Source organism: Mycobacterium sp. 2YAF39 (assembly GCF_052114565.1).
In the GTDB taxonomy this organism is placed as follows: domain Bacteria; phylum Actinomycetota; class Actinomycetes; order Mycobacteriales; family Mycobacteriaceae; genus Mycobacterium.
In genome coordinates this window covers 121,179-133,495 of the sequence record NZ_JBFREZ010000010.1, presented here as the reverse complement: position 1 = coordinate 133,495, position 12,317 = coordinate 121,179, and the positions used below count along the sequence as shown (strand labels likewise).

Below are 12,317 nucleotides of genomic sequence, written 5' to 3'. Positions count from 1 at the left end.
CGGGGTGGACGAGGTTGAGCCTAGAGGTTGGACCGCGGTGCGGCGTGTTTAGAGGGGGTGTCCGTCGGCGTAGGCGGTCGCCCAGTCGCGCACCGTGCGCGCGTACTGGTCGGAGAGGTTGTAGGCGCGCAGCGCCTCCATCCAGCCCCGCGGCGTCGACAGGTCCTTGCCCCGCCAGCAGAGGTAGCCCGCCGCCGACAGCGCCGCATCGTCGAAGTTGTCGGGGCTGATCACGCCGTCGTTGTTGGCGTCGACGCCGTACAGCTTCCAGGTTTCAGGGATGAACTGCATCGGGCCCATCGCCCTGGCGTGGGTCGGGTCGCCGTCGAGTTCGCCACCGTCGTTGTCGATGATCTCCAGGTTGCCGTTGGTGCCGTCGAGGCGAACACCCCGGATCGGCGGGCTGACGTCGCCGTTCTCGCCGATCATCGCGCCGCGGAACGTGCCGTGGTGGCTCTCGACCTGGCCGATACCCGCCAGCGTGGTCCATTCCAGGTGGCAGTCGGGATTCTCGACTTCGGCCACCCGCGCCGCGTAGGCGTAGGCCTCAAGGGCCTCGATGGGGATTCCCAGCGCGGGGGCGCGCTGGGCGGCCCATTGGCGCAGCTGATCGGCGGGACGGCCGCCGGCATGGGTGTCGATTTTGGGCACAGGGTCGCCCGCGGGAGGTGGCACCCCCTCTGGAATCGGGGTGCCCACCTGCCATGAACAGCTAGAAGCCATGAGCAGCGCCGTCGCTCCCACTACCGCGACCGCCCGCAGCCAACGCACGCGCGACACCAAACTCCCTCGAACCAACCTCGGTCACTGCCATCGTGCCACGCGCTCAGGGCACGGCGAGAAGGCGTGGCCGACGCCTACAACGTTGATTCCCAGTTAACCGGGATCATCGCGTTTCGACGACCACCTCTTGATCCTGCAATTCCTCGCCGATCTCATCACCGGCATCGCCGGCCGGTTCGGCCTGCGCCTCGTCGGCCTCACCCGACTCATCAGCCACATCGGGCTCGCCGGGCCAATGCGCTCGCCACTCGTCCTCGGCGATGCCCGCGAGTGCCGACGCGTCGAGCTCGGCGGGCACATCGTCTCCGCGCCGGGCGGCGGCGATCGCGGTCTCGACGGTGCGCACAGTGTCCATGAACTCCAGCACCGACGCGCGCAACGCGTTCTCTGAGTCGACGTGTGCCGCCACGCTGACCGATGTCATGGACGCCGGTATCAGGTCGACGGGCAAGCCCGCCGCAGTCACTCGCTCAATCACCTTCTGCGCCAAAGCCAACGACGGTTGCCCGGTCGGAACGTCGTCTACCACCGAACGCACGCCTCTACTCGACCGCTCGAGCGCCTTACGCTCTTCCCACTGCGCGAGTTGGTCTTCGAGCGAAATCTCTTGGCCGGCAAGCACCGCGGGCACCCGGTTGACGAGTTTGCGGATGAGCGAAGCGGCGACATCGTCGATCGAAAACGCGTTCTCGGGGGCGTCCTCGGCGATGCGGGCGTGAAAGAGCACCTGCAGCAATACATCTCCGAGTTCGTCGCGCAATTCGTCGGCGTTGCCGCTGCGCACCGCGTCGAAGACTTCATAGGTCTCCTCCAGCAGATACCTGCGCAGCGAATCGTGTGTCTGCTGGCTCTCCCATGGGCCGGACGTACGCAGTTTGTCCATCATCGCGACCGCGTCCACCAGCCGCTGCCCCGACGAGGCTCCCGGCGCCTCGATGAGCCTGTCCCCGGCCGCAAGTCGCGCCCGTACCGCGGGGTGGCCCGGGTCCGACGACAGCAGTACCGGTGCCGCTTCATCGTCCGACGCGTCGTAGGAACACGGCCTGGCCGCGGGCAGCGACCACGGCACCCTGATCGGCATCTCCTCGGTGTACTGCACATCACCGGAAAGCAGATCGATCGCTTCGACGGGCACCAGCGACGGGCGCCGGGGGTCGACCAAAACGACGGTCATCGGGCCACACCCCCTCACGCGTTTCGATGAGATCGCCGACCTCGGTTATATCAACATTGTCAGACTCGACGCGCCTGCTGAGAACCGGCCGGCGCGCACCCGTGGGCCGTTGTCGCCACGATCCGGCGATGGCCGCCCTGCCGGGAAGGCAAGGCGGCCATCGTGAGCTATCTCGGTCAGACCGGGATCACCCAGTGACCCGGCACCTCATCGAAGAACGGGTTGACGATCCCGTTCACCGACGGCAGCTTCTTCAACTGGCCCGGCGGGATGTTGAAGAACGGATTGGCCACCCCGTTGATGAACGGCGCGTGCTTCAACTGGCCCGGCGCAATGTGCACGTTCGGCAGGTTGAAGTAGGCGTCCACCTCAGGGAACTGGACAACCGGGACGTTCACATCGGGAACGTTGATGCTCGGCACGTTCACATCGGGAACGTTCACCCTCGGCACATTCACATCGGGAACGTGCACATTCGGAACGGCCGGAACGGGGACCGGAGGCGGCTCGGGAATGGCGTGGGCGAATCCCGCACCCAGGCCCAGCGCGGCGAGTCCGAGAGCACCGGTCATTGTGGTGGTTACTGCCATCTTCTTGAAGTTCATGTCTGACTCCTTCGCCTTGCGTCACCGCGACACACCAACCAGCTCGGTGGTGATCGCGTGATGTGTCGGTTTGGGAAATTGCGTGACCGCCCATGTCCAGCGATCTCGCCGCCCTCGGTTTAGACGGCAATGCAACACCTTGACCCCCCGACATGTATGTCGGTTCGGCGCACGGGTGCGTTAACAGCGCTGACCGATCCGAAGTGGCTGTGCGGCAACGAAACGCCGAGGCGACCAGTGCCTAAGCCGTCGAATCTGAACCCGAAATTAAGTCGACGCTGCCCTTCGGCTTGCCGTCCAGCGCCAGGAGCAGGTCGGCGACCATCTGCACAAGTTCAAGATCGCGAATGCGCGGGGCGGCGACACCGTCGCCGTCACGGGGAATCGGCACCTGCACCGTCGACGTCGTCGCACGGTAGTTCGCGCTTGGATACAAACGCTTCAGCCGAAGTTGTTGTGAGTCCACCAACAGCAACGGCGACAGCCGCAGCGTCGACGCGGACACCGAGCTGATTTCGGTGACGCCGTAGTGCCGGCACAGCAGTCGAAGCCGCGCCACCGCGACCAACCGCCTCGCAGGTTCGGGCAGCGGGCCGTATCGGTCGACGAGCTCGTCGATCACCGCGTCCACGGCCGCGTCGTCGGACGCCGCCGCCAGCCTGCGATAGGCCTCCAACCGCAACCGGTCGCTGCCGATGTAGTCGGGCGGCAGATGCGCGTCGACCGGCAGATCGATCCGGACGTCCTTCGGTTCCTCAGGCGCCAGAACGGTTTTCCCGTCCGCGGCGGCACGATAGGCCTCGACGGCCTCGCCGACCAGACGCACGTAAAGATCGAATCCGACGCCTGCGACGTGGCCGGACTGTTCGGCGCCGAGCACGTTGCCCGCCCCGCGGATCTCGAGGTCTTTCATCGCGACGGCCATGCCCGCGCCGAGCTCGTTGTTCTGCGCGATCGTGGCCAGCCGGTCGTAGGCGGTCTCGGTCAGGGGCACCTCGGGCGGATACAGGAAGTACGCGTAGCCACGTTCACGGCTGCGGCCCACCCTGCCGCGCAACTGGTGCAACTGCGAAAGCCCGAAAGTGTCGGCGCGCTCGACGATCAGCGTGTTGGCGTTGGAGATGTCCAAGCCCGTCTCGACGATCGTCGTGCACACCAGAATGTCGAATTCGCGATTCCAGAATCCTTCGACCGTGCGTTCCAGCTGTTCCTCGGGCATCTGGCCGTGCGCGACGGCAACGCGGGCCTCGGGGACGAGCGCACTCACGCGTGCGGCGGCCTGGTCGATGGACCGCACGCGGTTGTGGATGTAGAACGCCTGCCCGTCGCGCAGCATCTCGCGCCGCAATGCCGCCGCGACCTGCTTGTCGCTGTGCGGGCCGACGTAGGTCAGCACCGGGTAGCGCTCCTCGGGCGGGGTGAGGATCGTCGACATCTCCCGGATGCCTGCCAGGCTCATCTCCAGCGTGCGGGGAATCGGCGTGGCGCTCATGGTCAGCACGTCGACGTGGGTACGCATCGATTTGATGTGTTCCTTGTGCTCGACGCCGAACCGCTGCTCCTCGTCGACCACGACCAGGCCGAGGTCCTTCCACGTCACACCGGTCTGGATCAGCCGATGTGTGCCGATCACGATGTCGACCGAACCGTCCTTCATGCCCGCGAGCACCGCACGCGACTCGGCAGGATCGGTGAAGCGTGACAGCCCCTTCACGGTCACCGGGAATCCGGCCATGCGCTGGGTGAAGGTCTGCAGGTGCTGATCGGCCAGCAGCGTCGTCGGCACCAGCACCGCGACCTGCTTACCGTCCTGCACCGCCTTGAACGCCGCCCGCACCGCGATCTCGGTCTTGCCGTAGCCGACGTCGCCGCAGATGACCCGGTCCATCGGGACGGGCTTCTCCATATCGCCCTTGACTTCGGAGATGGCCGTCATCTGGTCGACGGTCTCGGTGAACCCGAACGCGTCCTCCATCTCGTTTTGCCACGGGGTGTCCGGGCCGAACGCGTAGCCCGCCGATGCCTGCCGCTTGGCGTACAGCGAAACCAGCTCGGCCGCGATCTCCCGCACCGCTCGGCGGGCTTTCGTTTTGGTGTTCGTCCAGTCGCTGCCGCCGAGCCGGGACAGCGTCGGTGCTTCCCCGCCGACGTAGCGCGATAGCTGATCCAGTGAGTCCATCGGCACGTACAGCCGGTCCGAGCCGCCGCCCCTTTTCGAGGAAGCGTATTCGAGCACCAGGTACTCGCGGCGTGCACCGCCGACGACGCGCTCGGTCATCTCGACGAAGCGGCCGATGCCGTGCTGGTCGTGCACCACCAGGTCGCCCGCGGTCAGCGCCAGCGGATCGACCACGTTGCGGCGCTTGGCGGCCAGCCGCTTGCCCTCGGCGGCCGCGGCACGGTTGCCCGTCAGATCAGTCTCGGTGATCACCACCAGGTTGGCCCCCGACACGACGACGCCGTCGTGCAGCGGACCCTTGAGCACGCCGACGACACCCGCTTTCGGGGTGGCGCCTGGTTCCAAAAGTGTTGCCGGAGTGTCGGATTCAGCGAGCTGCTCGATGACGCGGTGCGCGGTGCCGGCGCCGGGGGTGACGACAGCCGCGTAACCGCCGGTCGCAACGTGGCCCCGCAGCATGGCGAAGATCTCCTCGACGTTCGCCTGGCTGCCGCGCGCTGAGGGCGCCGGACGGATGTCGATCTCCAGCGCGGACTCGTCGGACAACTGGCTCAGCGTCCACCACGGATGGCCGCCCTCGCGGGCCGCGGCGCGGGCGTCGTCCAGCTCGATGAAGCCGGATGCGCCCATCGCCTCGAGGTCGATGGGCGCGTCGCCGCCCACCGCCGCCGTCGACCAGGAGGCCTCCAGGAACTCGCGGCCCGTCTTGATGAGGTCGCCGGCGCGGGTGCGAACCTTCTCCGGGTCGCAGATCAGCACAGGCGTGTCGGCGGGCAGGTGCGCCGTCAGCGTCGCCAGATCGGTGGGACGCAACAGTGGCAGCAGCGCCTCCATCCCGTCGACGGGGATGCCCTCGGCCAGCTTGGCCAGCATGTCGGGCACGCTGCCGGTGACGGAGTTGTCGACGACCGGGTGCTCGGCGGCCAGCTTGGCGGCGCGGTCGCGGACGTCATCGGTCAGCAGCACTTCACGGCACGGCACGGCGATGAGCACCTCGACGTCGATCTCCGGGATGGAGCGCTGGTCGGCGACGGCGAACATCCGCATCTCCGAGACCTCGTCGCCCCAGAACTCGATGCGCACGGGATGCTCGGCCGTTGGCGCGAAGACGTCGAGGATGCCGCCGCGCACCGCGAACTCACCGCGCTTTCCGACCATGTCGACGCGGGTGTACGCCAGATCGACCAGCCGTGCGATTACGTTTTCGAATGTCGCCTCGGCACCGACCGTGAGAGTCACCGGCTCGATGTCGGCCAGGTCGGCGGCCATGGGTTGCAGCAGCGACCTGGTCGTGGTCACGACGACCCGCAGCGGCGGCCCGAGGCGAGCGTCGTCCGGGTGCGCCAGCCGGCGCAGCAGCATCATGCGTGCGCCGACGGTGTCCACGCCCGGGGACAGCCGCTCGTGCGGCAGCGTCTCCCAGGAGGGAAACAGCGCGACCGCGTCACCGAACACGCCCCGCAGTTCGGCGGTCAGGTCGTCGGCCTCGCGGCCGGTCGCGGTGACGACGAGCAACGGACCCGCCGCGGCGAGCGTGCTCGCGACGTACACGCGGGCGCTGGCAGGACCGACGACGGCGAGATCGACCGGCCTGTCGGCGGCGCGGGCGGCGATCTCCTGCAGGGAGGGATCCCGTAGCGCCAGGTCAACGAGCCCGGCGATCGGGGTCTGGGCATGGTTGATCCCCGATGACGTCATGATGCCTCCATCGTAGGCACTGGCGATTTCGGCGTGCTCAGTCACGCTGCGCGGTACCCAGCACGCCGAAATCGCAAAGATCGGGGCCGGGGGTGTCAAGACCGCGTCAAGAGGTCCCACGCGGCTCGCGTGGGCGCGCACCGTGGAGACATGACGCTTCTGGACTTCATCCCGTCCCTGCAACGCGCTGCGCCCTCGCGCATCGACCCCGCGGTGTGGCCGATGACGGCCCGTGTCGACGACTACGGCCGGCTCTGCGTGGGCGGCGTGCCGCTGCCCGACATCGCCGACGAGTTCGGCACACCGGCCTACGTCGTGGACGAAGACGACTTCCGACATCGTGCGCGGCGGTATCGCAGCGCGCTCAAGGACGCCGAGATCGTCTACGCCGGCAAGTCACTGCTGACGAGGGCGGTGGCGCGGTGGGTTCGCGAGGAGGGACTCGGACTGGATGTCTGCTCGGGTGGCGAACTCGCGACCGCCTTGGCCGCGGGCGTCGACCCGGCGCGAATCATCATGCACGGCAACGCGAAAACACCGAGCGAGTTGCGTGACGCCGCCGCGGTCGGCGTCGGCCGCATCGTTGTGGAGTCCGGCACCGAGATCGCGATTCTGGCATGCGAGGTGTCGAAACCGCGGCGGGTGCTGCTGCGGGTGACCCCCGATGTCGACATCCACGGACACCGGGCGTTGACGACCGGCGTGACCGACCAGAAGTTCGGCTTCGCCGCCAGCGACGGTCATGCCGCGATGGCGGTGCGGCGCATTCTGCACCAGCCGCTGCTCGACCTCGTCGGGCTGCACTGCCATATCGGATCGCAGGTCGCCGACCCATCGCTGTACGGCGAGGCGATCCGCCGGATGATCGCCGCGATGGCCGATATCCGAACCACGCACGGTGTGACACTCGGCGAGCTGAATATCGGCGGCGGACATGGAGTTCCGTACACCACGGGCGACCCGGAGCTGAACCTGGCCGAGTTGGCCGACTTCATCGACGACGCGCTGCATGCGGCGTGTGCCGCCGAGCGTTTTCCCCGTCCGCGGATCGTGGTCGAGCCGGGCCGGGCCATCTCGGCGCGTGCGGGTGTGACGCTGTACCGCGTGGTGTCGGTGAAGACCCAGCCCGGTGGGCGAACGTTCGTCGCCGTCGACGGCGGTATGAGCGACAATCCGCGGGTGTCGCTGTACGGCGCGAAATACAGTGTGACGCTTGCCAACCGCCACTCAATGGCGGCGACGCAACTGGTGACGGTGGCCGGTCGGCATTGTGAGTCGGGCGACGAGATCGCCCGCGACATCCCGCTGCCCGTCGACGTGCATCCCGGTGACCTGCTCGCGGTGGCGTGCACGGGCGCGTATCACCACAGCATGGCGTCGAACTACAACCTGGTGGGCCGGCCGCCGGTGGTCGCCGTCGCCGACGGGCGCCCCCGCGCGATCGTGCGCAGGGAGACGATCGCCGACCTCCTGGCGCGCGATCAAGGGTGATTTCGGCGTGTCGAGTCTCGCTGGGCGTGACTCAGCACGCCGAAATCGCAACTAGTCGTCGAGCAGCGGCGGGTCGTTCTCGAGGTGCATCAGCCCGTTCCAACACAAATTGACCAGATGCGCGGCGACGACCTCTTTCTTGGGTTCCCGCACATCCAGCCACCACTGCGCGGTCATCGACACCGATCCGACAAGCGCCTGGGCGTACAGCGGCGCCATCTCGGCGTCCAGCCCGCGGCGGGAGAAGTCGCCGGCAAGGATCGAGGACACCTGATTGACGGCCTCATTGAGCAGCGTGGAGTAAGTGCTGCCCGACGTGATCGACGCCGGAGAGTCGCGAATGAGGATGCGGAACCCGTCGGTGCGCTCGTCGACATAGGTCAGCAGAGCCAGCGTGACCCGCTCGATGCGGAGCCGGGACCGGTTGTTGGTCATCTTGGTGAGCGACGACGTGATGCCATCGAGCAGCGCCGACATCTCGCGGTCGACCACCACCGCGTACAGCCCCTCTTTGCCGCCGAAATGCTCGTAGACGACGGGTTTGGAGACGTTTGCGCGCTGCGCGATCTCCTCGATCGAGGTGCCCTCGTAGCCGCGCTCGGCGAACAGCGACCGTGCGACGACAATGAGCTGGTGTCGCCGCTCCGCGCCGGTCATTCTGGGGCGGGGCGTACGCGCGTTACTTTCGGGCACTGCCACGGGTTTCAGGGTAGGCCCTTGCACTAACATCGCGGGGTGATCGATCCGTCGTGGTGTAATCGGCAGCACCTCTGATTTTGGTTCAGAAAGTTCAGGTTCGAGTCCTGGCGACGGAGCATCTACTCAAGGATTCAGATGAGCAACCAGCATCGCGATTCCGCGGTCGTGGTCTTGGCGGCAGGCGCAGGCACGCGCATGCGCTCCGACACCAACAAGGTGCTGCACCCGATGGCGGGCCGCAGCATGCTGGCGCACGCCCTGCACGCAGTCGCCAAGGTGGCTCCGCAGCACCTCGTTGTGGTGGTCGGAAAAGACCGCGAACAGGTGGTGCCCGCGGTCGAGGAGCTCGCCGGTGACCTAGGCCGCGGCATCGACGTCGCGGTACAGGATCAGCAGCTGGGCACCGGCCACGCCGTCGCCTGCGGGCTGACCGGGCTGCCAGCCGACTTCGCCGGCACCGTGGTGGTCACTCTGGGTGACGTCCCGCTGCTGGACGCCGACACGTTGGCCGATCTGATCGCCACCCACATCGGCGAGTCGGCCGCCGCGACGGTGCTGACGACGACGCTGCCCGATCCGACCGGCTACGGCCGCATCCTGCGCACCCAGGACCAAGAGGTCATCGGCATCATCGAGCAGGCCGATGCCAGCCCGTCGCAGCGGGCCATCACGGAGGTCAACGCCGGGGTGTACGCGTTCGACATCACCGCGTTGCGATCGGCGCTGAGCCGCTTGAGCTCGGACAATGCGCAGCAGGAGCAGTATTTGACCGACGTGATCTCCATCGTGCGGTCCGATGGTCTGCCGGTGCGGGCCAAACACATCGACGACGCCATGCTGGTCGCCGGTGTCAACGACCGGGTGCAACTCGCCGCGCTGGGCGCCGAAATGAACCGCCGCATCGTGGCCGCCCATCAGCGCGCCGGGGTGACCATCACCGATCCGGCCACGACGTGGATCGACGTCGACGTGACCATCGGCCGCGACGCGGTCATCCACCAGGGCACACAGCTGCTCGGTACGACCCGAATCGGTGCGCGCGCGCGAATCGGCCCGGACACCACGCTGTCCGATGTCACCGTCGGCGACGATGCCGCCGTGGTCCGAACGCACGGCGGACAGTCGGTGATCGGCGCCGGGTCCGCGGTCGGCCCCTTCGCATACCTGCGGCCGGGCACGACGCTGGGCGCCGACGGCAAGCTCGGCGCCTTCGTCGAGACCAAGAACTCGACGATCGGGGCGGGCACCAAGGTGCCGCACCTGACGTACGTCGGCGACGCGGACATCGGTGAACACAGCAATATCGGCGCGTCCAGCGTGTTCGTCAACTACGACGGTGAGAACAAGAGCCGCACCACGATCGGCTCCCATGTGCGGACCGGATCCGACACGATGTTCGTCGCGCCGGTCACCATCGGCGACGGCGCTTACACCGGCGCGGGCACCGTGGTTCGGGAGGACGTGCCGCCAGGTGCGCTGGCGGTGTCGGCAGGTTCACAGCGAAACGTGGAGGGCTGGGTGGCACGCAAGCGGCCCGGATCCGAAGCCGATAAAGCCGCGCGTCGCGCCGCCGGTGAAGAAAGCAGCTCGGAGGACGCCGAAAAGCCGTGAGCCGGTTGCCGGGTGTTCTTGATCCGGCTACCCGTACGATTGAGCCGATATCGACCCCGAGCAATGAGGGCACCGTGAGCACCGAGTGGACTGACAACCGCAAAAATCTGATGCTCTTCTCGGGTCGCGCGCACCCCGAACTCGCTGACGAAGTGGCGAAAGAGCTAGACGTCCACGTCACCGCGCAGACGGCCCGCGACTTCGCCAACGGCGAGATCTTCGTCCGTTTCGACGAGTCGGTCCGTGGGTGCGACGCGTTCGTGCTGCAGTCCCATCCCGCACCGCTGAACCAGTGGTTGATGGAACAGCTGCTGATGATCGACGCGCTCAAACGCGGCAGCGCCAAGCGAATCACGGCGATCCTGCCGTTCTACCCCTACGCCCGGCAGGACAAGAAGCACCGCGGCCGCGAGCCGATCTCGGCGCGCCTCGTCGCTGACCTGCTCAAAACCGCGGGCGCCAACCGGATCCTGACCGTCGACCTGCACACCGACCAGATCCAGGGCTTCTTCGACGGTCCCGTCGACCACATGCGGGCGCAGAAGCTGCTCACCGGCTACATCGCCGAGAACTACACCGACCACGACATGGTCGTGGTCTCCCCCGATTCGGGTCGCGTGCGGGTCGCCGAGAAGTGGGCCGACGCGCTCGGCGGCGTTCCGCTGGCATTCATCCACAAGACCCGCGATCCGCTGGTGCCCAACCAGGTGAAGTCCAATCGCGTCGTCGGTGACGTGAAGGGCAAGACCTGCATCCTCACCGACGACATGATCGACACCGGCGGCACCATCGCAGGCGCGGTCAATCTTCTACGCGCCGACGGCGCCAGCGACGTCATCATTGCCGCCACCCACGGCGTGCTGTCCGATCCCGCGGCGCAGCGCCTAGCGGACTGCGGTGCACGTGAGGTCATAGTCACCAACACGCTGCCGATCGGCGACGAGAAGCGCTTCCCGCAGTTGACGGTGCTCTCGATCGCGCCGCTGCTGGCCAACACCATTCGCGCCGTGTTCGACAACGGTTCTGTCACCAGTCTTTTCGACGGGTCCGCGTAGTGCCGGACAGCGTCATCTATCACAACCCCAAGTGCAGCACGTCCCGCAAAACACTGGAGTTGTTGCGGGACAACGGCATCGAGCCAACAGTCGTCCAGTACCTGAAGACACCTCCGACCCGCGCCGAACTCGTGAAGATGATCAAGGACGCGGGTATCGACGTGCGCACGGCGGTGCGCAAACGTGAATCGCTCTACGGCGAGCTGAAACTCGCGGATGCCAGCGACGACGCACTGCTCGACGCGATGTCCGAACATCCGATCCTCATCGAGCGTCCGTTCGTCGTGACGCCGAAGGGCACACGGCTGGCCCGGCCACTCGACGCGGTACGAGAGATTCTGTGAGGGTTCGCCACTGCACGGTGGCCGCCGCCGCACTGGCGGTCCTCGTCGCATCGGCCTGTGCACCGGAAGCGCCTGACTACCAGTCGATCCTGTCGACGACGCCGACGACGACAACCACCACCACCGAGCCGGGCTCTGAGCCGCCGCTGCCCATCGCGACGTACCTCGAGCAGAAGGGCGTCGTCGGCGAACCCATCCCGGCCGACAAGCTCACCGACCTCACGGTGACGTACCCGACGCCACCGGGCTGGAAGCCGTTCGTCAATTCGAATCTGTCGCCGGGTACGCGGGTGATCGCCAAGGGCACCACCTATCCGATGGCCATGGTGATCGTGTTCAAGCTCAACGGAGACTTCGATGTCAACGAGGCCATCGGGCACGGCTACGTCGACGCCGAAATGTCGGAGAACTTCAAGCGGCTCAACGCTTCCATGGACAACTTCAGGGGTTTCCCGTCGTCGATGATCGAAGGCAGTTACGACCTCAACGGTTCCCGGATGCACACCTACAACCGCATCGTCATTGCGACCGGAGCGCCGCCGGCCAACCAGCGGTACCTCATCCAATTCACGGTGACGGGCTACGCGGAGAAGGCCGCCGAGGAGGCGCCCGATATCGAGGCGATCATCAAGGGCTTCAACGTCACGGTGCCGAAGACCCCGCCGAAATAGTTCGCCG

General features: G+C 66.9%; 10 protein-coding genes and 1 tRNA gene. 6 read left to right on the top strand and 5 right to left on the bottom strand.

Features of this window, described 5'->3' with window-relative positions; all coding sequences use genetic code 11:
- Nucleotides 1-48: 48 nt before the first annotated feature.
- The 4 genes from AB4Z42_RS24580 to mfd form a co-directional block, all read right to left on the bottom strand.
- Complete coding sequence (locus tag AB4Z42_RS24580) at nt 49-780, bottom strand: lytic transglycosylase domain-containing protein (RefSeq protein ID WP_442011841.1); 732 nt, start codon at nt 778-780, stop codon at nt 49-51.
- A gap of 106 nt (nt 781-886) precedes the next feature.
- Entirely contained in the window at nt 887-1,957 is a 1,071-nt protein-coding gene (locus AB4Z42_RS24575) for a nucleoside triphosphate pyrophosphohydrolase (RefSeq protein ID WP_442011840.1), read from the bottom strand.
- 176 nt (nt 1,958-2,133) lie between these two features.
- Nucleotides 2,134-2,562 (bottom strand): hypothetical protein, encoded by a 429-nt coding sequence (locus tag AB4Z42_RS24570; protein WP_442011839.1) that lies wholly within the window; start codon nt 2,560-2,562, stop codon nt 2,134-2,136.
- 241 nt (nt 2,563-2,803) lie between these two features.
- Nucleotides 2,804-6,439, bottom strand: a complete 3,636-nt coding sequence (mfd, locus tag AB4Z42_RS24565; RefSeq protein ID WP_442011838.1) for a transcription-repair coupling factor — start codon at nt 6,437-6,439, stop codon at nt 2,804-2,806.
- A gap of 150 nt (nt 6,440-6,589) precedes the next feature.
- Between mfd and lysA the strand changes: the two genes are divergently transcribed.
- On the top strand, nt 6,590-7,930 hold the full coding sequence (gene lysA, locus AB4Z42_RS24560; RefSeq protein WP_442011837.1) for a diaminopimelate decarboxylase: 1,341 nt from the start codon (nt 6,590-6,592) through the stop codon (nt 7,928-7,930).
- A 51-nt stretch (nt 7,931-7,981) separates the two neighbouring features.
- Here lysA and AB4Z42_RS24555 read toward each other — a convergent pair whose 3' ends face one another.
- On the bottom strand, nt 7,982-8,587 hold the full coding sequence (locus AB4Z42_RS24555; RefSeq protein WP_442011877.1) for a TetR/AcrR family transcriptional regulator: 606 nt from the start codon (nt 8,585-8,587) through the stop codon (nt 7,982-7,984).
- An 86-nt stretch (nt 8,588-8,673) separates the two neighbouring features.
- Between AB4Z42_RS24555 and AB4Z42_RS24550 the strand changes: the two genes are divergently transcribed.
- From AB4Z42_RS24550 to AB4Z42_RS24530, 5 genes are all read left to right on the top strand, one after another.
- Nucleotides 8,674-8,745: transfer RNA gene (locus AB4Z42_RS24550), tRNA-Gln, on the top strand.
- 19 nt (nt 8,746-8,764) lie between these two features.
- Nucleotides 8,765-10,240, top strand: coding sequence for a bifunctional UDP-N-acetylglucosamine diphosphorylase/glucosamine-1-phosphate N-acetyltransferase GlmU (glmU, locus tag AB4Z42_RS24545; RefSeq protein WP_442011836.1), 1,476 nt, complete (start codon nt 8,765-8,767; stop codon nt 10,238-10,240).
- A 74-nt stretch (nt 10,241-10,314) separates the two neighbouring features.
- Complete coding sequence (locus tag AB4Z42_RS24540) at nt 10,315-11,295, top strand: ribose-phosphate diphosphokinase (protein WP_442011835.1); 981 nt, start codon at nt 10,315-10,317, stop codon at nt 11,293-11,295.
- Nucleotides 11,295-11,639: an arsenate reductase (glutaredoxin) gene (gene arsC, locus AB4Z42_RS24535; protein WP_442011834.1), complete on the top strand. Its 345-nt coding sequence runs from the start codon at nt 11,295-11,297 to the stop codon at nt 11,637-11,639. The genes AB4Z42_RS24540 and arsC overlap by 1 nt, the downstream gene beginning before the upstream one ends.
- A complete protein-coding gene (locus AB4Z42_RS24530; RefSeq protein ID WP_442011833.1) occupies nt 11,636-12,310 on the top strand; it encodes an LpqN/LpqT family lipoprotein in 675 nt (224 codons plus the stop codon). Before arsC ends, AB4Z42_RS24530 begins: the two co-directional genes overlap by 4 nt.
- Nucleotides 12,311-12,317: the final 7 nt, after the last annotated feature.

Excerpts from the sequence above, each read along its gene's own strand:
- AB4Z42_RS24570 (WP_442011839.1), bottom strand. The coding sequence starts at position 2,562 with ATGAACTTCAAGAAGATGGCAGTAACCACCACAATGACCGGTGCTCTC.
- glmU (WP_442011836.1), top strand. The coding sequence starts at position 8,765 with ATGAGCAACCAGCATCGCGATTCCGCGGTCGTGGTCTTGGCGGCAGGC.
- mfd (WP_442011838.1), bottom strand. The coding sequence starts at position 6,439 with ATGACGTCATCGGGGATCAACCATGCCCAGACCCCGATCGCCGGGCTC.
- AB4Z42_RS24575 (WP_442011840.1), bottom strand. The coding sequence starts at position 1,957 with ATGACCGTCGTTTTGGTCGACCCCCGGCGCCCGTCGCTGGTGCCCGTC.
- lysA (WP_442011837.1), top strand. The coding sequence starts at position 6,590 with ATGACGCTTCTGGACTTCATCCCGTCCCTGCAACGCGCTGCGCCCTCG.
- AB4Z42_RS24555 (WP_442011877.1), bottom strand. The coding sequence starts at position 8,587 with ATGACCGGCGCGGAGCGGCGACACCAGCTCATTGTCGTCGCACGGTCG.